The sequence below is a fragment of the Mycobacterium sp. 1274761.0 genome, from assembly GCF_001668615.1.
Taxonomy (GTDB): Bacteria; Actinomycetota; Actinomycetes; order Mycobacteriales; family Mycobacteriaceae; genus Mycobacterium.
This window is the reverse complement of sequence record NZ_LZMC01000062.1, coordinates 142,623-166,115: the sequence shown is the minus strand read 5'-3', so window position 1 is coordinate 166,115 and position 23,493 is coordinate 142,623. Positions and strand designations below refer to the sequence as shown.

Here is a 23,493-nt window from a genome sequence, read left to right as displayed (position 1 = left end):
AACTGCAACGCGATGGGTTCCACGCACTAAGATTCGAACGGAAGGCGGCCGATGACAACTGAATCCGCAGCGACGCCGAGCGCGGGTGAGCTCGAGCAGCCACGCCCTGGCCTGAAGAAGGGCGCAATCGGCATCGTCGCCGTCATCTTCATGGCCGTCGCCAACGCGGCGCCCATCACCGCGATGACGGGCAACACCCCCATCGCAGTCGGATTCGGTAATGGGCCGGGTGCGCCGGCGGGATTCCTGTTCGCCACGATCATCCTGACGCTGTTCGCCCTCGGCTACGTGGCGATGGCCAGGCACATCACCACCACCGGCGCGTTCTACGGCTTCATCAGCCATGGCCTCGGTCAGGTGTGGGGCATGGCCAGCGGCCTGCTGGCGACGTTCGCCTATGTGGTTTTCGAGGGTTCGCTCATCGGCGGCTGCGCCTACTTCGCCAACGACGCGGTCAACACGATCCTCGGCGTCAACATCCCGTGGCTGGTGTTCGCCGTCGGGGCCATCCTGATCATCGCCGCGTTGTGTCACTTCCACATCAGCCTGACGGCGGCAATCCTGGGCGTCACGCTGGTGGCCGAGGTGATCGTCCTTCTCGCGCTGGCCTTCAGCGTGATCGTCAAAGGCGGCGGCCCCGACGGTTTCATGCTGAACCAGACGGTGATGCTGAACAACGCATTCGAGAGCCTTCCCGCGGGCGCGTTCGGAACCGCGGCGGCGGCCGGATCGATGGCGATCGGCCTGTTCTTCGCCTTCTGGTCATGGGTCGGCTTCGAAACAACGGCCGTCTACGGCGAGGAGTCCCGCAATCCGAAGAAAATCATTCCGCGGGCGACGCTCATCGCGGTCATCGGGCTCGGCCTGTTCTACACCTTCATCTCGGCGATGGTGGTCGCGGGCAACGGCGCCAAGACGGCGGTGGAGACCTCGATCAGCGCGTCACCGCTCGACCTGTTCTTCGGCCTGGTGAAGACCAATCTGGGCGGGGTTCTGCTCGACGTCTACAAGATCCTGCTGGTGATCGGGTCGTTCGCCTGTGCACTCGCCTTCCACAACGCCGCATCGCGGTATCTCTTCGCGCTGGGACGCGAAATCCCTTCCGCCGCAGTCACAAAGACGGTAGGGGCCGCACATCCGACGCACGGATCCCCCTACATTGCATCGGGAATCCAGAGCGCCGTCACGCTGGTGCTGATCCTGTTGTTCGCCGGTTTCACCGCGGTGCAGGTCCCCGACGCCAACGGAAACCCGGTCGACACCCCCGCGCTGGTGCCGTACACGAACGTCTACGGTCTGCTCGCGTTGATCGGCACCGCGGCGATCCTGCTGGTGCAGGCAATCTGCTCGGCGGCGGTCATCTGGTACTTCTGGGTGCGAAAAACCCACCGCGGCAACGTGATCACCACGCTGGTGTGTCCCTTGATCGGCGGTGCCGCGATGCTGTATGTGGTGTGGCTGCTGTGGGACAACCGCGCATTCGCCGCCGGTTACGCCGCCAATTCGCTGGTATTCAAGTCAGAGCCCTACATCATCCTGGTGGTGTTCGTCGTCGGCCTCATCTACGCGCTGTGGTTGCGGTCAGCCAAGCCGGCGGTCTACGCCGAGATCGGCCGCACGGTGATGGAGGACGCACACGAGCGGGCCGAGGAAGCAACCGCCTAGCGCATCGCGAGGGTTCAGAGCCGACGCATCTCGCGGGCCATCAAGGAGTTCTCGAGAAATGTCAGGCGTTCGGGCGGATGAAGCCGCCGTTCTGGTCGCGGCCGCGACGGCGGGCTGGCGCCGAGGGTCTGTAGTGCTTGCGTCAGATTGTGCGCCAGGTCGGTGAGCCAATACTGAATTGCCCTGCCGCTCAAGGGGTTGGGGATGGGTGTCGATGTCATGACTTGACATTAGAAGTGTCGCCATCGATCGCACATCGTCCGACGAGATACTCTTTCTCTCATACCTCGGTTGGATGGTCGCCCCGACCTCAGTATCCGGCAGTGCGAGGCATGACAATCCGGTGGTCGTAGGCATAGACGATCGCGGCGGCGCGGTCGCGAAGGTTCAGTTTGACGAAGATCCGACCGATGTGGCTTTTGACCGTAACCGCCGAAATGCTCAGCATCTCAGCAATTTCGGTGTTCGATTTACCCTTGGCCATCAAACTCAGCACGTCCAGCTCGCGCGACGTCAAGTTGGCATCTATGGTTGACCGCACGGGCTCGGCGGCGCTGCGGTAGGTGGTGAGCACCCGCGCGGTCACCGCTGGATCCAGATATGAGTCTCCCCGCGCCACCGAAGCAACGGCCCGGATGAGTTCTTCCGCCGACGAATCTTTCAAGACAAAGCCCGCGGCTCCGGCGCGCAAAACTCCCGACAGTAGCTCGTCATCGTTGAATGTCGTCAGCGCCAATACGGGCGGGCCCTCGTTGTCCGCAAGCAGCGCCGTCGCTTCTATACCGTCGACGCGCTTCATGCGCAGGTCCATCACGACGACGTCGGGTTGATGGACACGCACGGCGTCGAGAACTTCGTCGCCATCGGAACATTCAGCGACGATGATGAAGCCGTCTTTGCGGCGCAGGATACGGCGCAGTCCGGACCGCACCAAGTCCTGATCGTCGACGAGCAGCACGGTGATGTCAGGTGCCTGGACGGTCATTAGAACACCACGCGGCGCTTGGCGTTGGAGCCGGCAAGCGGAATCTTCGCATTCACCAGCCACCCCTCTGCGTTCGGGCCGACTTCGATTGTTCCGCCGAGTAGTCCGACACGTTGCCGCATGCCGCGGACTCCACGGCCTTCCATCACCGGCGTTGCGTCACCAGCGGTGGGCATTCGATTGGCAACAGTCAAGGCCACCGAGCCGCACGAAATCGCAAGGCGCACCACGCAGTGCGAATTGGGCGCATGCTTGGCGATGTTGGCCAGCGACTCCTGAGTGATGCGGTAGAGCGCCAGCCCGACCGCGGCTGACACTCGGCCGAACGATCCCGGGTCGGCGTCGTAGTTGACCGGCAGGCCGGCGCCGCGGAAATCGTCTATGAGACTGGCGATGTCGTCGACACCGGGTTCTGGTGTCACCTTCATCGGCGCACAATCGAGCAGTCCGACAGTGCTGCGGATGTCACCCATCGCCTGGCGACCCAACCGCTCGGCTTGCTCGAGCGCCTCGATCGCCTCGTCGATGTCACGGTCGTGCTGCAGCCCGCGGCGGGCGCCGGTGATGTGCAGCAAGGTCACGCTCAAAGAGTGTGCGATGACATCGTGCACTTCCCGTGCGATTCGCCGTCGCTCATCGGCAGCCGCATGCTCGGCCAACGCGTCCTGCGCCTCCAATTGTCTGATCATCAACTGCTGTTGCGTGTACATCAGAAAGCCGACCAGCCAGCCGATTCCGACCACGCACAGATACAAGCCCACCGCATCCAACCGATGCGCGACAGCCGCTGCGATCAGCACGGCAGAAGCTGACAACGCGGCCAGCGATCCGCCCAGCCACGACGTCAGAGACCCGACCACCCCGACGGTCATCACCAGCAACAGCGGAGCGAAATCCGCCGCGATCGGCGTCGACGTGGCGAACAGCAGCACCGTGGCCGAAGCAGTCCCGCACAGCCACATGATTCGCGGATCGAACTTGATGCCGGCGACGAAGAACAGCAAGAGGGGACTCACCACGAGCGCAAGCGCGCTGAGCGCCACGGGCAGGTCCGCGGTCGGCCGCTGCAGCACCGCAATGATTCCGGTCGCGACCAAGGTGGCGTCGGTTGCCCAGACGAACGACCAGTTGTAGCCGAGCGGAATGAGGTCGGCCCGTCGTCGGACCCGGTCGTGCAAGAAGCGCGCCGTTGCACCCAGCATCGTGACATCGTAGTGGCCTTCGACAGCGGCGTGCATCATGCTGCGGTCCGACATCGGTCTCCTACCCAGGTCGGAGACCAGGCGCCTCGTTCGGCGCGTGCCGCGCAGAGGTCGCCACTAACTGCCGTTGCCGAGCAGCGTGGTGCGCAGCAGATGGCTTACGACAGCGCGGGAGCCTTCCTGGCGTTCAAACTGCATGAGACGACTGAGGTCGACCACCAGGGCGAAGGCGGCGTGCACCGCGAACCGCGCAGCACCGGCGCTCATGTCCGGCCGCGCCGCCACTACCTGTCGCACCCACGCTTCGATGGTCGCCCGCTGAATATTGTGAATCGCGATGCGATCCTGCTCCGGTACGTTGCCGCGCTCGACGTAGTAGACGTAGGCAAGCTGGGGATTGGCGAAGGAGCGACGAACGAAAGTTTCCACTAATTCTTCAACCGCCTCAACGGGATTGGTGGTTGCAGCAAGCGTGGCGGATACGTCGCCGGAGACGCGGTCGGCGGCGCGGCGATAGATCGCGGCCAGAATGGCGCCTTTTCCGCTGAAGTACTTGTAGAGGCTCGATGTGGGCATGTTGACCTCGGCGGCGATGTCCTCCATGCCGGTGTCACGGTAGCCGCGTTCATAGAACAGCAGCAGTGCTTCGTGCAGAATCTGCTCGTACTCCCCTGCTGCCGCACCCACCTCGAATGTGGCGACCACGTCGCCCGTCGAGCCCTCGGCAGGCAAGTCGGTATCACGAATGTCGGAGGTGATGCGCGCGAGCGCGGCGTGAATCTGTGCCTCCGGCAGGTGTGCCCGGTGGTCGGTGATGCTGCCGATCACGCTCAGCACCGACGACGACAGCGTCCACCGTTGGCGCGACTTGAGTTGGGGTCGCAGCAGCATCAGCGGGCGCTGCAGCCGCCGGTTCACCAGTTTGATTTGTCCGTTGAGGATTGCCTGGTCGTCGGGCTGCAGATAACGACCCTCCCATCGATACAGCCCACCGCTCGTTCGGTTCTTCAGCGCTGTGTCGATCAACTGACTGACGGCACGATCCCACGTAAGCGCAGGGTCGGTGTCGTCGTCTTCATCGACAAAAGCCGTGCAGCCGACCAGCTGGCTGCCCAGGGCTAAGACGGCCGCCTGGAATAATTCGTACTTGCCCGCGTAGTGGCGGTACAACGACGCCGCGGTCACGCCAACGCGGCCGGCGATCCCCTCCATGCTGACGCCGTGGTAGCCGAGCTCGCTGAACGCATCGGCTGACACCCGCGCGATCTGCTCTTTTCGGTCTTTCGGACGACGCCGTCGCTCCGGGCGCAAGCCCGGCGATGTCGACATAGAAGTACCTTATCGATAACTTCGCCGAACCGGTCGGTAGTGCCGCCGGCAGCAGGCCCCCAACCGCTTTCGAGAACTCACGGGTATCGCCGTGACGGATCGCACTCTCGTGCGGACGCAGGCGCTGCACGGATGCCAACGCAGCCGCGACGGCATGCGAGGGGCACGAGTCGTAATCAACCTGATGCGCGAAGGCGCATACTGGTTCGACGTCGCGAGCAGAATCGTATCTGCGGGCGGGGTGATTTATTGCCCAGAGAACCTGGGCCCACAAATGAAAGTCATAAGCAGGGACGTTGCGCTGAGCAGGCTTACGCCCACCCCAAAGACGGTCGCAGCTTCAGGGTGGGAGCATGCCACCCGGCAGGGCGTCACATATCGCGCTGCCAGAGTTCTCGTTACATGTCGGGGATCGTCTGGCTGACGTATGTTTCCCACGTGGCGATCTTGCCAGCCTCAAGCATGATCTCCTGCATCTTAAGATCGTCCATCATCGCCTGCTGGATCTGGCCGTACCGCGACCAATCGGAGGCGGTGGAGAGGATGACGATCGTATTGGTCGCTGCCCCGCCAATCATGGTCGCCAGCACGGTGACGTTTTCGGCTCCGTGCTTGCGGGATAGGTCGCAGCCCTCCTTCAGTTGCTTCTGAAGGTCGTCCCATTTGCCCGGATTTGGGTGAATCGTTATTGCCGAGACGATGGTCATGATGGCCGCCTTCCTGCTGTGTGTTCGGCTAGGACGGACCGACTGTAGGCTCATGGCTGCAGCCTTATGGCAACTTCGCACAATTTCTTGTATCTTATTTTACCTGCGCTATCGGGCGAAATTAATTGTCGCGGCAAATATTTACATCTGGCGCACAGTTCACCGGCAAGCTATCAATGTCTCGGCGGGTTGGATCATGCATTAAGCCGACGGGAATCCTCGATCTCAAGGCCGAAGATCTGCACCGGAGCCGACTTCCCTTTCAGCGCATGCGATCCGCGATCCACGAGATCAGTTGGACGCGACGCCAGCGCATCGGCGGTCTGCTCGGTGACAAGAACCGTGTCACCGGTGGTTTTGGTGAGCTGCTCTACACGGGCGGCCACATTGACGGCGTCGCCGATCAACGTGAACTCCAGCTTGCTGCCACCTCCGATGGTTCCTGCGATCACTGTGCCAGTGTTGATGCCGATGCCGACGCGCAGCTCGCCGTCGAAGCGCTTTTCGACGAGGCGCTGGATAAGGAGGGCAGCATCGAGAGCGGCATCAGCATGGATTGCAAGATCGTTCGGAGCACCGAAGACCGCCAGCGCACCGTCACCCAGAAACTTGTTCACGTGCCCACCGGCATCGACAACGGCGGGCACGACGATCTCGAATAAAGCGTTGAGGCGGGCGACGACATCCTCGGCAGGGTTCGACTCGGCGAAGGGAGTGAAGTCGCGGATATCCACGAACATCACCGTCACCTCGCGACGTTCACCGGTGAATACGTCATCGCCTTGTTCGAGGAGCTTGGTCGCGAGCATGGGGTCGACGTAGGTGCCGAATGCTGCTTGAAGTCGTTGGCGCTCAGCCAAACCCGCCTGCATCCGGTTGAACGATGCCGCCAATGCGCCAAGGTCATCGTCTTGAACCACCGGCAGACGTTGGGTGTAGTCGCCAGCGGCCACACGTTCAGTTCCCGCCGCGAGGTCGCGGATGGGGCGCAGGGACGGCGAGAACGCGAAGCCGATGGTGATCGGCACCGCCCAGAACAGCGTCAACGTGAAAGCGATAGCGCTGCAGACTATTGGGGCCGAACTGGCCCAACTGAATGCCCCAGCCAGAAACGCACCGGATTGCGCAAATCCAAATGCGGCGGCGAGTACCGAGATTTTCGACCAGGCCGCGAACGTAGGGAGGGATCGAGGCAAGGTGTCACCGACTTCGGTGCCACCGGCCATCGCCAGCCGCGCTGGACGCAACGCTCCTTCCAAGAAACTGTGCACGGCAATCAGCTGAACGGCCATTCCGAACGCAGCGCCCACGATTGCGTATTGAACTAACCGCGCCCAGGACGCCCCGGCCAGTGCGGCGATGATCACGGTCAATAAGGCAGCCCATACTGTTCCGCTCACCACGACGCGGGGTACCGTCGTTCGGGCATACGTGTAGGTGGCTTCGAGTGCCCGAGCCGGATCGACAACGTCGCCAGCTGACCACTGCTCAGCTACACGAATCCGTCCCATGCCAGGAAGAACCATCGCGTACACCAGCAGCGGCACGGCAGCCAACGTGACAACGGCTGCGTAGCCATAATCATCGGCCTCTTCATAGGCGACGACGACGAACGAGTAAACAAGGTAAATCGACAGCATCACGGGAACGGTGACCGCGTAGATCACCCACGAATACCTCGCCCCGTATCGATCCCAAGCCCACTGCCAGATGCGATCCATGCCGGGATTAGACGTTCTCGCGCTCGACGCCGCAGCAATTCGACCAGAGCAGCTACCGCGCGCCGCCGCCACGTTGCGAGCCGTGGCTGGCTCACGCGGTTAGACGTCACCCAACCGCACGGCGGCAGCCCGATGTAGGTTCTAAGCCCTTACCAGAGAGAACGGATAGGTGTTCGTCTCTCCGACTGGCTTGCCGCATCCACCTGTTGGATTGGTTATGGTGTCCGTGCCCTGAAGCGTGGCGGGGTCCCAGTAATATTCGCGTCTCATAGGGACCCACTCCCTGGGATTCATTGGGGTGCCGCAATTCATCCCCTGGGGGTCGTCGACGATCAGATGCCAGCGCCCCCCGGAGAAGTTCGCGTTGGCTGTCCACTGCGAACCCTCCTGCATGTGCACAGTGGCGCAGTCAGGTCCGCACGGCGTGAAATCCCAGTGTCCAGCGTGTCCCCCGCTCGGGGTTGTGTAGACGTACGTCCCGGTCATTTCTTCGGCTGTTGCAGGTCCCGCCAACCCGAGTGCAGCGGAAGCAAGCACCCCGCCGGCAACGAACCCCCGAATGATTGTCATCATGATCAATTTCCTAGTCCCCAACCCTCGCCCCGCACAGGCGGCTTCCAGCAATATTGCAGGTACCGCTCAAGATCGCCTTCGCTTCCGGCAAAATGGGTGAACCGGATGTGCCAGCGCTTTCGTGGGAAAGGGCAAGCCGTCCAAGTGCAGACCGGTCAAACCTGTCGGGTGGGCGGCGATCCGGTAACCGCTCACGAGCAACGCAGCACCCTGAGCTTCGACGGTGTTGGCGAACCGCTGCGCGTCACGCTTGGTTGTGAATCCGCGCCGATCGGTCTGCCGGTTGCCCTGCTTGGTTCGTACGGCGCCACGAGTGGGCAAAATGTGGGCACAACGCCTCGGTCGCTACCTTGTCAGAGCCGTAGCGCTTGCCGACTTATACCGGTCGAAAGGTGTCTGCTCATCTGAGTTTGGCTTTAAAAGTTCCAGTCCTCGTCTTCGGTGTTAACGGCCTTGCCGATGACATACGAGCTACCGGAACCTGAGAAGAAGTCGTGATTCTCGTCGGCGTTGGGGCTCAGCGCGGACAGGATCGCCGGGTTCACATCGGTCTCATCGCGCGGAAACAGCGCCTCGTAGCCCAGGTTCATCAACGCCTTGTTGGCGTTATAGCGCAGAAACTTCTTGACGTCCTCGGTCAACCCGACCTCGTCGTACAGATCCTGGGTGTACTCGACCTCGTTGTCGTAAAGCTCGAACAGCAGCTCGTAGGTGTAGTCCTTGAGCTCCGCCTGCTTGGCGGTGTCCTCCAATGCCAAGCCCTTCTGGTACTTGTAGCCGATGTAGTAGCCGTGCACGGCCTCGTCGCGGATGATCAGCCGGATCATATCGGCGGTGTTGGTCAACTTGGCGCGGCTGGACCAGTACATCGGCAGATAGAAGCCGGAGTAGAACAGGAAGCTCTCGAGCAGCGTGGAGGCCACCTTGCGCTTCAGCGGCTCGTCACCCTTGTAGTACTGCATGACGATCTCGGCCTTGCGCTGCAGGTTGGGGTTCTCCTCCGACCAGCGAAACGCATCGTCGATCTCGGCCGTCGAGCACAGCGTCGAGAAGATGTTGCTGTAGCTGCGGGCGTGCACCGACTCCATGAACGCGATGTTGGTGTAGACCGCCTCTTCGTGGGGGGTCAGCGCATCGGGGATCAGGCTCACCGCGCCGACGGTGCCCTGGATGGTGTCCAGCAGCGTCAGGCCCGTGAAGACCCGCATCGTCATCTCTTTTTCGTGCGCGGTCAGTGTGCCCCACGAGGGGATGTCGTTGGACACCGGCACCTTCTCCGGCAACCAGAAGTTGCCGGTCAGCCGGTCCCAGACCTCGGCGTCTTTCTCATCCTGCAGGCGGTTCCAGTTGATCGCCGAGACACGATCGATGAGCTTCATTCCCTCGGACACCTGGACCCCATTTCGCCGCACAATTAGGTTTGCCGTCACAAGCCTGATGTCGCCGCCGAAGCGGCTCCTGACGTGACCGACACTACCCCTGGGGGCCGACATCGACCCTCAACACAACATCGTGTGTCGTGCCAGATTTAGCGCTTAGCGGCTACCTCCGCACGCTGCCCGACGCCCAAAAACGTGTACTCCGACGGCTTGAGCTTGCGCATATCACGCCAGTACTCCCAGGTCATCCCGCTCCACAGGGCGCGGTTGACGCCGTGCTCGTCGAGGTACCAGCTACGGCACCCGCCGGTGTTCCACACGGTGCGGCTGAGTTCCTGCTGCAGTTCGGCGTTGTCGCGGTCCTGCGCGCTGCGCGTGGGCGCCAGCGCCTGCGCGTCGTGGCGGTCGACCGTCGCGATGGCCTGGGCCACATAACGGACCTGCTGCTCGATCATGAAAACCACCGAGGTGTGCCCTAGCCCGGTGTTGGGTCCCAGGAGGAAGAACAAGTTGGGCACGTCGGCCACTGCGACCCCGCGGTGGGCCACCACGCCCTCGCGGTTCCAGCGATCCACCAGATCCTCGCCACCGGCGCCCTTGACGTCGACGTACGTGTAGGAGTCGGTGACATGGAATCCGGTGGCGTAGACGATGATGTCGGCCTTGTGCTCGGCGCCGTCGGCCGTGACGATCCCGTCAGGTGTGATCCGGCTGATCCGATCGGTGATCAGGCGGCACTTCGGGTTCGCGACGCCCTGATAGTAGTTGGGCGAGTAGAGGATTCGCTTGCAGCCCGCCCGGTACGTCGGCGTCAACCTGCGGCGCAGCTCCTTGTCCTTGACGTGATGCCGGATGTTCCACTTGCCGACCAGTTCGACCGCCCGCAGCAGCGCGGGCTGTCGCGTCATCGCGAAGCCCAAACCCTCCAGCCACCAGTAGATTCCGCCGCGCACGGCCAGTCTCAGGCCCGGCACATTCGCGAACGCTCGCTTGAGCGCCTCGGGGAACGGCTTGTTGGGCCGCGGAACGACCCATGGCGGGGTGCGTTGGTAGAGCTGCAGTTCGCCGACTTGCTTGACGATTTCGGGCACGATCTGGATGGCGCTGGCGCCGGTCCCGATGACCGCGACGCGTTTGCCGGTGAGGTCGACGCTGTGGTCCCATTCGGCGGAATGAAAAGCGGCGCCGCGAAATTCGTCCTTGCCCTCGATATCGGGGATCAGCGGGATGTGCAGTGCTCCCGCCCCCGAAATCAGGAACTGCGCGACGTATTCCTGCCCGTCGGTGGTGAATACGTGCCATCGGTATTCGGAGTCGTCCCAGTGCGCGCGGTCGACATGTGCGCCGAACGTGATGTAGCGGCGTAACCCGTACTTCTCGGTGACCCCCTTGAGGTAATCCCAGATCTCGGGCTGCGGCGAGAACAGCTTGCTCCACGTCGCCTTCGGCTCGAACGAGAACGAGTACAGGTGGGACGGGACGTCACACGCGCAGCCCGGGTACGAATTGTCTCGCCACGTGCCGCCGACGTCGTCGGCCTTCTCCAGCAGCAGGAAGTCCACCCCCTGCTTTGCCAGCGCGATGGCCATCCCTATTCCGGAGAAGCCGGTCCCGATGATGAGCGCGCGGGTGTGGACCGCCTTCTGTGTCGCGCCAGCGGGCGATTGCTCGGCAACGGTCATGAACTTTCCCCTACTTTTCAGTGTGGCCCCACCCTACCGCCGGTTGCGACTATCTGGGAACGACGGTACCGGGTATTTCGAGTCATGCGACGGGGTTGACCAACCCGTGCTTGAGCGCGTACATGCTGGCGCCGATGCGGTTGGAGGCGCCGATCTTGGCGTAGGTGCGTTCGACGTGGTTTCGGGCGGTTTTCTCGCTGATGACCAGCGTCTTGGCGATCTCCTTGTTCGAGGCGCCGCGCGCCACGAGGCACAGCACCTCGATTTCGCGAGGCGTCAGGCCGCCGGGCCGAACGTTCGGCCGTTCGGGCCTATGGCCCGCCGCGCGCAGCACGGCTTCGACGGCCGCGGGGTCCAGCTCGCCGTCCTTGACCCGGCCTCGCAGCCGCCTGGCCGCCGACTCGGGTGACTGCGGCTCGCGGTAGGGCCTCGGCTCCAGCGCGGACTGGTAGCTGACGGCCGCGGCGAGCACCCGGTCGGCCATCGGCAGCCCGGCATCGGTCAGGCCGCGTGGGTAGCCGGTGCCGTCCAGGCATTCGTGGTGGTTGCCGGCGAGCTGAGCGATCAGCTCGAGCCCCGAGACGTGGCTGAGGATCCGCACGGTCATGTAGGGATGCAGCCGCATGCGCTCGAACTCGGCGGCGCTCAACGGGCCCGGCTTGGACCAGATCTGGTTGGACACGCCGATGCGGCCAAGGTCGTGGACGTGTCCGGCACGCCGGAGCGACGCTACGGTGTCGGCCTCCAGCCCCGCTGCCGTGCCGGCATCGGCGGCCAGGGCGGCCACGGCGCGGGAATGCCCAAGCGTAAAGGGGCATTTCAGGTCGACGAAGTCGCCGAGCGCGACCAGCAGCGCGTCGAGCCCCTCTTCGTCGAGCCGCGTGCCGCGGTCGGGGGCCTCCCGCAGTGCTGCCGCCCACACATCGCCTGCGGGCGGACCGGTGAGGATTTGTTCCGCATCGGCGGTGACGAGATCGACCAGCTGCGGGTCGAACTGGCCGCCGCGGCGACCGCGGGCCATGGCGATCGCGCCGTCGATGCCGTAGGCCCGCTGATGCACCTCCAGCATCTCGGCGAGTTGGGCCACCCGCATCTCGATGGGGATCGCGTCTCCACTTGCGCCAGTTGGTAATCCGCCACCGTCGAATCGCTCGAACGTGAACGCCAATACCTTCTGCACATCGCCGCTGAGCCCGATGCGGTCGGCCAGCAGACCGGCAGATGTGCAGTGCGAGTGGATCAATCGGCTGATCTGGCCGCGGGCGTTGGCCAACAGCGACGCCGTCACGCTGAGCCTGCGGATCAGTGACTGACCGCGCGCAATGTTGGTAAGCAGGAAGCGTTGGTAGGGCAACCCCGACCAGTCGATCAGGTAGGAGTCGTGACGCACCGCGATGTCGTCGCCGAACCACTGCGCGTATTCGTGGGAGTCGGCGTGACAACCGATCCACATGATCAACGTCGCGTAGTAAGTGCAGTCCCTTTGTTCGCGGCTGAGCCCGAAGCGGTCGGCGATGCGTGTCGCAATCAGCGCTGAACGCAGCATGTGCTCGGCGGGCTGGCCAAGTCCGAGATCGATGGCCACCGACAGTGCCGCCAACACCTCGGCCCGGCTGGGAGCGGGCCGAGGTGTCGGATCGGCCAATCGTGAATCCATCTGCGAATTGTGCCGGTCGGATTCCACTGCGTCAGCCGATCAGCGCGGTCTCGCCGGCGGCGATGTGGACGGTCTCGTCGAAAGTCTCGAAATGGCCTGTGCCGATCACGCAGATGCCGGTCTGCGGCGGGCGGAAATCGGCCAACCGCGCCTGTTCCTTCAGTCGCCCGATCGGGCCGAGGTCTTCACCGCACAGCACTGCCCGCGACGCGCATACCGTCCACACTTTCCGCGGCGCGACCATGAAATGCTGGCCGTTGGGCGCCGCGCCGGCGAGCCGAAGATCGCCAGCCCCCAACGTCATTCCCGCAACGCGGCCGAGGATGTCGAGCATGCTGCGGTTAGTCCACGCGGACTCCGGAAGCAGGCCGGCGACCTTGGTCAGCATCCGGCTCACGAACGTTGATTGCAGGTGCACCGACCATTCGAGCAGGCCCGGGATCGTCACCCGGAACCACCATGGCGTCACCCACGTGACGTCGATATCGCACTGGACGGCGTCGTTGCCGGTGGCCGAACTGAAGTAGCGAGCGCAACTCTGCTCGGCCGGGGTGGTGGCGTAGAACGTCCAGTCGCCCGCCGGATCACGGTGCCACACCGACAGATACGCCGGTGCGAACGATGCCGTCGGGAATTGGCGCAGGGCCAGATAATGGCCATTTTCAAAGGGAAGCCCCATGACGCCGAAGCCGGCGAATCGCTCGTCGTCCCCGTCAGGCAGAACGGGGTTGTCGAGGACGGCCTTCACGGCGTCGAGGGGGGTGCGTGTTGTGTTCATGCACCGATGTTCGGCTCGGCACCCACGTCGCCACATGAGGCGCTTGCCTCAAGTTTGCGAGAAACAAACCGTGTCAGGCCACGGGTTGTTGCCTGCGAACCGCGGTCTGAATCGGCTTATCGGCATCGATTTCGATACCTAGCAGCTCCGCGGTGCCGTTGATCGCACCCATCATGATCGTGGTCATGTGCCTGATGAACTCATCGCTCGGCATCCGGCGGGGACTCTCCTCGTCGGCACCCAGCCACCAATCGGTGGCCGAGGCCGCGGTGCCGAATATCGCGAACGCAGCAAGCTCGAAGGCCGCAGGGTTGAGGTCCATCTCTTCCAGTGCGCCGCTGATCATCTCGGCGATGGTGAGCGTGATGTCACGACCCTTGTTCACCGTGGCCATCGCCGCCGCGGATTGGTCGGCGAACCTGCCTTGCAGGAGGAACCGCACGACGTTGGGGTGTTGATCGACCAGGTCGACGTAGTGCTCGACGCCGCGGCCGACGAGCTCGCGCGCGGAGTCGGATTCCACGTCGATCGACGGGATGATCGCTGCCCACAGCATGTCGCGCATGCGTTGACCGATCGCCTGGAACAGGTCTGACTTGTCGGTGAAGTGACGGTAGATCTTCGGCTTGGCAGTACCCGCCTCTTCGGCGATCTCACGCAGCGACAGCTCCGGCCCCAAGCGGTCGATGGCGCGGAAGGCTGCGTCGACGATTTCCGCCCGCACCTTCTTGCGATGTTCACGCCAGCGTTCACTCCGCGCGTCGACTTTGACGCCCGGTTCACGACCGGAGCGTGATTTCGACATCCCGCGCATTTGGACCACTGTACCTGCCGGAAACTGTCTGACCTGCCCGAACCGGGCCCGGACGCGCCGCGAAAACAGCCGATCGCTGGCATCGGCGGAGAAGCTGAGCTGGGCAGACCCGGGTAATATCGCGGCGACAGTCATCAGACGAGACGAGACGTATGACACAGCGATATGACCTGGTCATCGCAGGTGGGGGCCCTTCGGGTTCGGCCGCCGCGTGGCAGGCCGCGCAGACCGGCGCCAACGTGGTGGTGCTCGACAAGGCCCAGTTCCCGCGCGACAAGCCCTGCGGCGACGGCCTGACCGCCCGCGCGGTCAGCTACTTGCAGAAGATGGGCCTGGCCAGGGAGGTCGCCGCCTTCCACCGCGTCAACCGAGTGACGGCATTCAGCCCGAGCCAGTGGGAGCTCACGTTCCCGAAGCGGCCGGGCATGCCCGACCACGGCCACACCGTCAGCCGGACGGAGTTGGACACGCTGCTGCTCAAACACGCTGAATCGGCGGGAGCCGAGGTGCGCCAGTCCGCTGAGGTGACGGGGCCGATCGTGGAGAACGACCGGGTGGTCGGCGTGACGCTGAAGAGCGGCGAGAAGGTTTACGGCGACGCGGTCATCGCAGCCGACGGCGCCTACTCCCCCATCAAGCGGGCGCTGAAGATCGACTCGGAATACAACGGCTACTCGGCCATCGCGATTCGCTCGGAGATGCACGCCAACCGGCCCGATTCCGACTCGTTGGACATTTACCTGAAGCTGGTGTTCAAGGGAGACCAGCTGCCGGGCTACGGCTGGGTGTTCCCGATGGGGGCCGGCCGCTTCAACATCGGGCTCGGTTACGTCAACAGCTACAAGAACTGGCAGGCGATCAACGCGACCCAGTTCCTCGGCGAGTTCCTCCGCACGCTCCCATCCGAGTGGGAGCTGCCGCCGATCGAGGAGCTGAAGAAGAACAAGAGCGTACGAGCGTGGCGGCTGCCGATGGGTTTCACGGCGTGGCCGCCGTGGCGTCCAGGCGTGCTGTTCACCGGCGATTCGCTGGGTGCGGGCAAGCCCGCCTCTGGTGCGGGTATCTCCAAGGCGCTCGAATCAGGGCTGGCCGCCGGCGAGTGCGCGATCGCGGCGCTGCAGAACGGCGGTCCTGACGACTTCACCAATTACGCGCAGCGCATGGAGGCTGCGTGGGGCCGCGAGTACCGGCGGGGCCGGTACTTTCACAAGCTGCTGGGCTTTCCCAAGGTCGCAAATGCCGGCATCAACCTGATCGACAACGCTGCGTTCCGCGATCGGATGCTCAAGGCGCTGTACAAGAAAGCGCAAGGCCCGCAGCACACTTACAAGTAGCGCGGCGATTGGCGGCGAGATACGGGTTATGACACGCATTTGCGTGAAACCCGTGTCATAACTCCTACTTCGCGCGCTTACCCAGCAGCTAGGAAACCCTCACCGGCCACGAGTGGAATGTGGCTTGCCGGAGGTTTCCGGTCAATGCGGTGATCGTGAGAATCTCATTCATGAGCATCGAGCACGCACTGCGACGCGGCCTGGCAATAACAAGCCTAATGGCAGGTCTGGCAATGGGATTCGCCGCGACCGCCACCGCGGCCCCGGTGAGCGACGACTTCTGGGAGTGCGTCGGCGACCACCAGGATACCGACGGCATCGGCGTCTGCTGCGTTTTTTACGGCGGCGACTACGACGAGAAAACCGGCGAGTGCTGGATCGACCACGAGGCGAAGCTGGAAGAGGCCAATCCCGGCCCCAGCGTTCCCCCGAAAAGGCCTGTGCTGACGCCGTTCGACCACTTGCCAGTCGCCGAACTCGGATAACGCAAGCCGTTGAGCCGAGAAGCTACAGCATGCAGCTGACGCAGCCTTCGACCTCAGTGCCCTCCAGTGCCATCTGGCGCAACCGGATGTAGTACAGCGTCTTGATTCCCTTGCGCCACGCGTAGATCTGCGCTTTGTTCACATCGCGCGTAGTGGCGGTGTCCTTGAAGAACAACGTCAGGCTCAGCCCCTGGTCCACGTGCTGGGTGGCCGCGGCGTAGGTGTCGATGATCTTCTCATAGCCGATCTCGTAGGCGTCCTGGTAGTACTCGAGGTTGTCGTTGGTCAGATACGGCGCCGGGTAATAGACACGGCCGATCTTGCCTTCCTTGCGGATCTCGATCTTGCTCGCCACCGGGTGGATCGAGCTGGTCGAGTGATTGATGTAGGAGATCGACCCCGTCGGCGGCACCGCCTGCAGGTTCTGGTTGTAGATGCCGTGCTTCTGCACCGACTCCTTCAGCTTGACCCAATCCTCTTGAGTGGGAATGCGGATGCCTGCCCCGGCGAAGAGCTGGCGCACCTTGTCGGTCTTGGGCTCCCACACTTGCTCGGTGTACTTGTCGAAGAACTCCCCCGACGCATACTTCGAATTCTCGAATCCCTTGAAATGCGTACCGCGCTCGATCGCGATCCGGTTCGACGCCCGCAGCGCGTGATACAGCACGCAGTAGAAGTAGATGTTGGTGAAGTCGATACCCTCTTCTGACCCGTAGAAGATTCGCTCCCGGGCCAGGTAACCGTGCAGGTTCATCTGGCCGAGGCCGATCGCGTGAGAGTCGTTGTTGCCCTGCTCGATCGACGGCACCGAGTAGATGTGCGTTTGATCGCTGACCGCGGTCAACGCCCGGATCGCCACCTCGATGGACTGCGCGAAGTCCGGCGAGTCCATGGTCTTGGCGATGTTCATCGAGCCGAGGTTGCACGAAATGTCCTTACCGACTTTGGCATACGACAAGTCGTCGTTGAACACCGACGGTGTGGACACCTGCAGGATCTCCGAGCACAGGTTGGAGTGGGTGATCTTGCCCTCGATCGGGTTGGCCCGGTTCACCGTGTCCTCGAACATGATGTAGGGGTAACCCGATTCGAACTGCAGCTCGGCCAGCGTCTGGAAGAACTCGCGCGCCTTGATCTTCGTCTTGCGGATCCGTGCGTCGTCGACCATCTCGTAGTACTTCTCGGTCACCGAGATGTCGGCGAACGGCAATCCGTACACCCGCTCGACGTCGTACGGTGAGAACAGGTACATGTCCTCGTTCTTCTTGGCCAGCTCGAACGTGATGTCTGGGATCACCACACCCAGCGACAGCGTCTTGATCCGAATCTTCTCGTCGGCGTTCTCCCGCTTGGTGTCGAGGAACCGGTAGATGTCGGGGTGGTGGGCGTGTAGATACACTGCGCCGGCGCCCTGGCGCGCGCCCAGCTGATTGGCATACGAGAACGAGTCCTCGAGCAGCTTCATGATCGGGATGACGCCGCTGCTCTGGTTCTCGATGTTCTTGATCGGCGCGCCGTGCTCGCGAATATTGCTCAGCAGCAAGGCAACTCCGCCACCACGCTTAGACAGCTGCAGCGCAGAGTTGATCGAACGCCCGATGGACTCCATGTTGTCCTCGATGCGAAGCAAGAAGCACGAGACCGGCTCGCCGCGCTGCTTTTTGCCCGAGTTGAGAAATGTCGGCGTCGCCGGCTGGAACCGGCCGTCGATGATTTCGTCGACCAGCTTCTCGGCAAGCATGGTGTCACCGGCGGCCAGCGTCAGCGCCACCATCACCACCCGATCCTCGAAGCGCTCGAGGTAGCGCTTGCCGTCGAACGTCTTCAGCGTGTAGGAGGTGTAGTACTTGAACGCCCCGAGGAACGTCGGGAACCGAAACTTCTTGGCATAAGCGCGATCCAGCAGCGTCTTGACGAAGTTGCGTGAGTACTGGTCGAGCACCTCGCGCTCGTAGTAGTTCTTCTGGATCAGGTAGTCGAGCTTCTCGTCGACGTCGTGGAAGAAGACCGTGTTCTGGTTGACGTGCTGCAGAAAGTACTGATGTGCTGCCTCGCGGTCTTTGTCGAACTGAATCTTGCCGTCGGCGTCGTACAGATTCAGCATCGCGTTGAGCGCGTGGTAATCCGTCTCTCCCGGGAGCGCGTGCGCGCCGGTGGTTACAGGCTCTGCAGCTGCGACGGTTGGTGGCACGTCTGGTCCTTCCAAAATTCTTTCAAGCCCGCACGGACGGCGTCGACGTCGTCGGGGGTTCCCATCAGTTCGAAGCGGTACAGGTACGGAACTCCACACTTGGTGGATACGACATTGCCCGCATAGGCGAACTCCGCACCGAAATTATTGTTGCCGGCTGCGATGACTCCGCGGATCAGCGACCGGTTGTGCTCATTGTTGAGGAAGGCGATGACCTGCTTGGGGACATAGCCTCCGTCGTTGATGTCGGGCGTGGCCCGCCCGCCGCCGTAGGTGGGCAGCACCAGCACGTACGGTTCGTCGACCTCGATACGCCCGTGCAGAGGGATTCGAATAACGCGGCTGGCGGGCATGCCCAGCTTCTCGACGAAGCGGTGAGTGTTCTCCGAGACGCTGGAGAAGTAGACGAGATTGCTCATGCCCGCCGGATACCCCTTAGGCCGTCGCCGCGACCGCGCCCAGCGCCTTGATCCGATCGGGACGGAACCCCGACCAGTGGTCGTTACCAGCCACCACCACAGGTGCCTGCAGGTAGCCGAGTGCCATGACATAGTCGCGGGCCTCGGAGTCGAGGGTGATGTCCACCTTCTCGTAGGCGATGCCCTGCTTGTCGAGCGCCTTGTAGGTGGCGTTGCACTGCACGCATGCCGGCTTGGTGTACACGGTGATCGATGTGCGGGTCATCTGCGGTACAGCTCCTCTGCGGACGGGACGAAATACGGACTGGCAACTCGTTCGAACTGCTCATCACTGAGGTTCAGCGACCCACGGGCCCTCAAAATTCCAGCCGTCCGGATTGCTTGGCCGGCTTGTCGGGGACACCGATTCCGCCGGTTTCAGCACTCCGGCCGACCCGTACAAAGCGTGGAATCTGTGGGGGTCTGTCGGTGCGCCAAACACTACACCTAGTGTCCGACATTCAGAAGGGATACCACATCTTCGAAACAACATTTATGAAATTCCCTGGTCGTAAGCCCGAGCGCGCCAGCCGCCTCGGCGTGTCGCACATCACATTCCCCCTGTGTCGCCCGTAAGGGAGAGGTTTACCAGGAGGCACCGACAAACCGCTGAGGCCGGATCGTCACGGTGACGTAACAGCAAAGCCTCCGGACGGTTATTGAAGGGCGGTGCCGGCGGTGTCGTGCCTGCCCTGCAGGATGCCCTCGATGTTGCGCTCGGCAAGGGCGGTGATCGACATGAACGGATTGCAGCCGATGTAGCCCGGGATCAGCGACGCGTCGTTGACGAACAGGTTGTCGTAGCCCTTGACCCGCCCGAAGCTGTCGGTGGCCCTGCCCCGGACCGCGCCGCCCAGCGGATGCACGGTGTGGGGTGCGAAGACCTCACCGTTGAAGATGTCGTCGCGATAGTCGACGTCGTTGGCGGCGACCACCGTGTCGAACACCGCCCTGGCCCTGGCCACGAGATGTTCGGTGTGTCCGTCGGGCCAGTCGATGGTGACGCTGTCGGTGGCCCGGTCGTAGCGGATATCGGCGCGGTCGTCGGTCCTGACCATCGCGTAGTAGCCCAGCGCATGGGTCTCGACGGGCAGAGGAATCGAGAAGACGCTGGCGTACACCGGATTGTCGGGATCGTCGCGGCCGTCGAGGTTGATCATCCCCATCAGCGACTGCTGGGTGCCGGTGGGATCGGAGTCGCTGGTCATGTGAGAAACCATGACGTCTCCGTTGTTGCCGTATCCGCGGCCGAGCTCCTCGCTCAGATCTGGCAGCGCGCCAGTGTCGCGGGCCCGCAGCAGAATTTCCGACGTCCCGAGCACGCCTGCGCTCACGAAAAGGCGGTCGCAGCCGAGCTCGTCGCGCGAGACCTCGCCGCCCCAACGGTCGATCTCGCGGATCGACACCACGTACTCACCGGACGGTTCACGGCGGATAGCGGTGACCTCGGTCAGCGGGCGCAGCGTCACGTTGCCGGTGGCCAGCGCCGCAGCTACATAGGTCTGGTCGACGCTGCCGAACCGTCCGAAGTTGTTGCCGTACTGCTGCTCGAAGTCCAACGCTGAGCGCGGAACCTGGCCCGCCTCTTCCTGTTTCATGTATTCAAATGAGTACGCGCTGGCGTTGTAGTCGACCCCGTACCCGGCGGTCTGCGCGTACTGACGGCCCACGCGGGCGTATTGGAAGTACGGCGTCTGCTCGAACCAGTCCATGTCGCGGTGGTTGATCTTCAGCACCTCGGCGGCGCGGCCGATGTAGGTGCCGAGAAACTCCTCGGCGGGGATATCGGGGAACGCCGCGCGCACTTGGTCCGGCGTCGGCACCGCGGCGATCGCGGCGTTGATCATCGATCCCCCGCCGACGGCGATTCCGCGGAACACGCTGTGAGCGCCATGCACGGACTTGTCGCAGATGCCCGCCTGTACCGGCTGCGGGGACGGGTTGTTCTTGGTCACCTGCTCGACGGACACGCCCATGTACGACGGCACCAGGCTGGGCGGCACGTCGGTGAACCAGCCGGCCCGGGTGTCGGCGGGCAGCATGCGGGTGAAGCGTCTGCCGTCGTCGTCCGGGGTGTTCCAGAACCGGCCCTTCTCCAGGATCAGAGTCTCGATACCGGCCTGACCGAGCCGCAGCGACGAGACTCCCCCGCCGTATCCGCTGCCGACCACGATGGCCGGAAAGTGGCTTCGCCCCGCGGAGTCAGATCGCCGTCGTTCGAATTCGAGGAATCCCGCCCCGAGTGCGGCGCCGACGGCCACCCCGGCGGTCGCGCCGAGGAAACGCCGTCGAGAGAGCACCCTCGGGGGCCTCGACTTCGCGCCGTCGAGGATCGGTAACTTGTCGGTGCCTTGCAGGTTTGGCGAATATTTCATCTTTAACCAATGCGGTCAGCTTCGCGCGCCGGGAGCCGCGGCTTCGGCGCAGACGACGAAGTCGAGCTTGTCTCGAACCCCGCAATCGGGACAGTTCCAATCCACTGGGACCGCCGACCAAGGCGTGCCCGCTGGAAAGCCTTCACGGGGATTACCTGCAATTTCTCGATAGGTGTAACCGCACTCCGGGCACTGGGCCGACGTCATGGCATTCTCCCCTCATCCGTCGGGCTCGCCGCATTCGCAGCAACTTTTCCACTGCTTTTTGGCTACGGGTTGAATACATTAGCCGCATTTTGTAGTTTGCGATAGTAGTTATGGCAACGAAACGGGGGTTCACGATGGGACCGCTTTCGCGGACCGCGCCATGCGGGCGCGATGAGACCCGTGAGAAGGCCGGGGACGAATACAGCTGGCGGGACCGAAAACGGCTTCTATGGCTACTCGCGCCGCTTGTTCCGTCGCTCGTAGCCGAATCCTGGTTTCTGGTGCAGGTGACAGGATTCGAATTGTTTTGGTGGCTCGGCCCGATCCTGGCGTTCGCGGTTATCCCGGTGCTCGATCATTGGGTCGGCCCTGACGCCGAGAATCCACCCGACAGTGCGCTGGCATGGCTGGAGAACGACCGCTTCTATCGGTGGGTCAATGTGCTTTATCTGCCCGGCCAATACCTGTCGCTGATCTTCGCGTGCTGGATTTGGGCGGGCGGCGGCTGGGTCGACATGACGCTCGTCGACAGGTTCGGGCTGATGGTCACCGTCGGGATCATCGGCGGGGTGGCGATCAGCACGGCCCACGAACTCGGGCATCGGCGGGTCGGGCCCGAGCGCAGGCTGGGCAAGATCGCGCTGGCCCAATCGGGGTACGGCCATTTCGTCGTCGAGCACAACCGCGGACACCACGCGCGCGTCGCCACACCAGAGGATCCGGCGAGCGCACGGCTCGGAGAATCCCTCTACTCCTTCATCCCGCGGTCGGTGATCGGCGGCATACGGTCGGCCTGGCGACTGGAACGTGCTCGCTTCGAGCGGATCGGCACGTCGCACTGGAGCCTGCGCAACGACGTGCTCAACGCTTGGCTGCTTACCGTGATCCTGTTCGCGGTTCTGGTGGCCTGGTTCGGCGTCGTGATCGTGCCGTGGCTCGCCGGACAGGCCGTCATCGGGTTCTGTATGCTGGAGACGGTCAATTACCTCGAGCACTACGGGTTGCGGCGACAGAAGCTGCCCGACGGGCGCTACGAACGCGTGCGCGCTTCACACAGCTGGAACAGCAACACGATCGTCGCCAACCTCTGCCTGTTCCATTTGCAGCGGCATTCCGATCATCACGCCCATCCGCTGCGCCGATATCAGACCCTTCGGCACGCCGACGAAGCACCGCAGCTGCCGTCGGGCTACGCAACCATGATGCTGATTGCAATGGTGCCGCCGCTGTGGCGCCGCGTCATGGACCCGCGCGTCATCGCCCATTACGGCGGGCGAATTCACCTAGCCGCGCTCAGCCCCCGCTATGCAAAGAAAGTGCAATCAGGCGACTTCGGCGGCCAGCTTGCCGACAATGTCGCGTAGCTTCGCGGCGACGTCAGCGTTTTCGCGCGGGTGCTTTCCGTCTAGCGACTTGAACGGCACCGACAATTTCAGATCCTCGACGATGCGCGGACCCGCGAGCCCGAATGACTTGCGGGTCTCATCGTGCGCCCACACGCCGCCGTATCGACCGAATGACCCGCCGATGACAGCCGCCGGCTTGCCCATGAGTGCACCGTTTCCGAATGGTCGAGACAACCAATCGATGGCGTTTTTCAGCACGCCGGGAATGCTGCCGTTGTATTCGGGTGTAACGACCAGTGCCGCGTCGGCTTCAGCGGCAGCCTTACGCAGCGCCACAACGGAATCCGGCGCGTCCTCGTTATCGATGTCCTCGTTATAGAACGGAAGATCACCGAGGCCCTCGTAGACATTTACCGTGACGCCGTCCGGCGCTGTTTCAGCGGCCAGTTCGGCGAGCTGACGGTTGATCGATGCGGCGCGCAGACTGCCCACCAGCGTCAGGATCTTGACCTCGCCCATGTGTTCCCCTCAATCTTTTCGCCGTTATCTTCGCACGATTGAAACGGACTATGGTCCGTTTTATTCCTGCTGCGTTAAAGTTCAGA

The 23,493-nt window shown here is 63.1% G+C and carries 21 protein-coding genes; 4 read left to right on the top strand and 17 right to left on the bottom strand.

What is annotated here, in order from left to right:
* Positions 1–51: 51 nt before the first annotated feature.
* On the top strand, positions 52–1,665 hold the full coding sequence (locus A5651_RS13215; protein WP_066980910.1) for an APC family permease: 1,614 nt from the start codon (positions 52–54) through the stop codon (positions 1,663–1,665).
* Between the two features lie 14 nt (positions 1,666–1,679).
* On the opposite strand, the gene A5651_RS13210 is transcribed toward A5651_RS13215, so the two are convergent.
* From A5651_RS13210 to A5651_RS13160, 11 genes are all read right to left on the bottom strand, one after another.
* Complete coding sequence (locus tag A5651_RS13210) at positions 1,680–1,886, bottom strand: hypothetical protein (protein ID WP_066980907.1); 207 nt, start codon at positions 1,884–1,886, stop codon at positions 1,680–1,682.
* An 89-nt stretch (positions 1,887–1,975) separates the two neighbouring features.
* The gene (locus A5651_RS13205) at positions 1,976–2,650 is read right to left on the bottom strand and encodes a response regulator transcription factor (protein WP_066980904.1); all 675 of its coding nucleotides are present in this window, start codon (positions 2,648–2,650) and stop codon (positions 1,976–1,978) included.
* On the bottom strand, positions 2,650–3,852 hold the full coding sequence (locus A5651_RS13200) for a sensor histidine kinase (protein WP_066981246.1): 1,203 nt from the start codon (positions 3,850–3,852) through the stop codon (positions 2,650–2,652). Before A5651_RS13200 ends, A5651_RS13205 begins: the two co-directional genes overlap by 1 nt.
* A 117-nt stretch (positions 3,853–3,969) precedes the next feature.
* Entirely contained in the window at positions 3,970–5,181 is a 1,212-nt protein-coding gene (locus A5651_RS13195; RefSeq protein ID WP_066980901.1) for a TetR/AcrR family transcriptional regulator, read from the bottom strand.
* Positions 5,182–5,579: 398 nt separating this feature from the next.
* Entirely contained in the window at positions 5,580–5,888 is a 309-nt protein-coding gene (locus tag A5651_RS13190) for a hypothetical protein (protein ID WP_066981241.1), read from the bottom strand.
* A gap of 194 nt (positions 5,889–6,082) precedes the next feature.
* The gene (locus tag A5651_RS13185; protein WP_066980896.1) at positions 6,083–7,609 is read right to left on the bottom strand and encodes an adenylate/guanylate cyclase domain-containing protein; all 1,527 of its coding nucleotides are present in this window, start codon (positions 7,607–7,609) and stop codon (positions 6,083–6,085) included.
* A gap of 989 nt (positions 7,610–8,598) precedes the next feature.
* Complete coding sequence (nrdF, locus tag A5651_RS13180; RefSeq protein ID WP_066980893.1) at positions 8,599–9,561, bottom strand: class 1b ribonucleoside-diphosphate reductase subunit beta; 963 nt, start codon at positions 9,559–9,561, stop codon at positions 8,599–8,601.
* Positions 9,562–9,710: 149 nt separating this feature from the next.
* Positions 9,711–11,243, bottom strand: a complete 1,533-nt coding sequence (locus tag A5651_RS13175; RefSeq protein ID WP_066980889.1) for an NAD(P)/FAD-dependent oxidoreductase — start codon at positions 11,241–11,243, stop codon at positions 9,711–9,713.
* 82 nt (positions 11,244–11,325) lie between these two features.
* Complete coding sequence (locus A5651_RS13170; RefSeq protein WP_066981237.1) at positions 11,326–12,900, bottom strand: HD domain-containing phosphohydrolase; 1,575 nt, start codon at positions 12,898–12,900, stop codon at positions 11,326–11,328.
* Positions 12,901–12,931: 31 nt separating this feature from the next.
* Positions 12,932–13,678 (bottom strand): hypothetical protein, encoded by a 747-nt coding sequence (locus A5651_RS13165; RefSeq protein WP_066980886.1) that lies wholly within the window; start codon positions 13,676–13,678, stop codon positions 12,932–12,934.
* Positions 13,679–13,751: 73 nt separating this feature from the next.
* Complete coding sequence (locus tag A5651_RS13160; RefSeq protein ID WP_066981234.1) at positions 13,752–14,492, bottom strand: TetR/AcrR family transcriptional regulator; 741 nt, start codon at positions 14,490–14,492, stop codon at positions 13,752–13,754.
* 152 nt (positions 14,493–14,644) lie between these two features.
* Between A5651_RS13160 and A5651_RS13155 the strand changes: the two genes are divergently transcribed.
* A complete protein-coding gene (locus tag A5651_RS13155; RefSeq protein ID WP_066980883.1) occupies positions 14,645–15,826 on the top strand; it encodes an NAD(P)/FAD-dependent oxidoreductase in 1,182 nt (393 codons plus the stop codon).
* A gap of 170 nt (positions 15,827–15,996) precedes the next feature.
* Positions 15,997–16,311: a hypothetical protein gene (locus tag A5651_RS13150; protein ID WP_156662867.1), complete on the top strand. Its 315-nt coding sequence runs from the start codon at positions 15,997–15,999 to the stop codon at positions 16,309–16,311.
* Positions 16,312–16,333: 22 nt separating this feature from the next.
* Here the strand turns inward: A5651_RS13150 and nrdE are convergent, their stop codons facing one another.
* The 5 genes from nrdE to A5651_RS24940 all read right to left on the bottom strand — a co-directional run bounded on the left by nrdE (position 16,334) and on the right by A5651_RS24940 (position 21,542).
* Positions 16,334–18,502, bottom strand: coding sequence for a class 1b ribonucleoside-diphosphate reductase subunit alpha (nrdE, locus tag A5651_RS13145; RefSeq protein WP_082943749.1), 2,169 nt, complete (start codon positions 18,500–18,502; stop codon positions 16,334–16,336).
* Positions 18,469–18,921 (bottom strand): class Ib ribonucleoside-diphosphate reductase assembly flavoprotein NrdI, encoded by a 453-nt coding sequence (gene nrdI, locus A5651_RS13140; protein WP_066980872.1) that lies wholly within the window; start codon positions 18,919–18,921, stop codon positions 18,469–18,471. The genes nrdE and nrdI overlap by 34 nt, the downstream gene beginning before the upstream one ends.
* A gap of 16 nt (positions 18,922–18,937) precedes the next feature.
* Positions 18,938–19,186 carry a redoxin NrdH gene (locus tag A5651_RS13135; RefSeq protein ID WP_066980868.1) on the bottom strand — a complete coding sequence of 83 codons (249 nt, stop codon included), beginning with the start codon at positions 19,184–19,186 and terminating at the stop codon, positions 18,938–18,940.
* A gap of 430 nt (positions 19,187–19,616) precedes the next feature.
* On the bottom strand, positions 19,617–21,335 hold the full coding sequence (locus A5651_RS13130; RefSeq protein WP_082943748.1) for a GMC oxidoreductase: 1,719 nt from the start codon (positions 21,333–21,335) through the stop codon (positions 19,617–19,619).
* 15 nt (positions 21,336–21,350) lie between these two features.
* A complete protein-coding gene (locus A5651_RS24940) occupies positions 21,351–21,542 on the bottom strand; it encodes a rubredoxin (RefSeq protein ID WP_082943747.1) in 192 nt (63 codons plus the stop codon).
* A gap of 134 nt (positions 21,543–21,676) precedes the next feature.
* Here A5651_RS24940 and A5651_RS13125 point away from each other — a divergent pair, with 134 nt between their 5' ends.
* A complete protein-coding gene (locus A5651_RS13125) occupies positions 21,677–22,906 on the top strand; it encodes an alkane 1-monooxygenase (RefSeq protein ID WP_082943755.1) in 1,230 nt (409 codons plus the stop codon).
* Here the strand turns inward: A5651_RS13125 and A5651_RS13120 are convergent.
* Positions 22,865–23,407 carry an NADPH-dependent FMN reductase gene (locus A5651_RS13120; RefSeq protein WP_066980865.1) on the bottom strand — a complete coding sequence of 181 codons (543 nt, stop codon included), beginning with the start codon at positions 23,405–23,407 and terminating at the stop codon, positions 22,865–22,867. The genes A5651_RS13125 and A5651_RS13120 overlap by 42 nt on opposite strands.
* Positions 23,408–23,493: the final 86 nt, after the last annotated feature.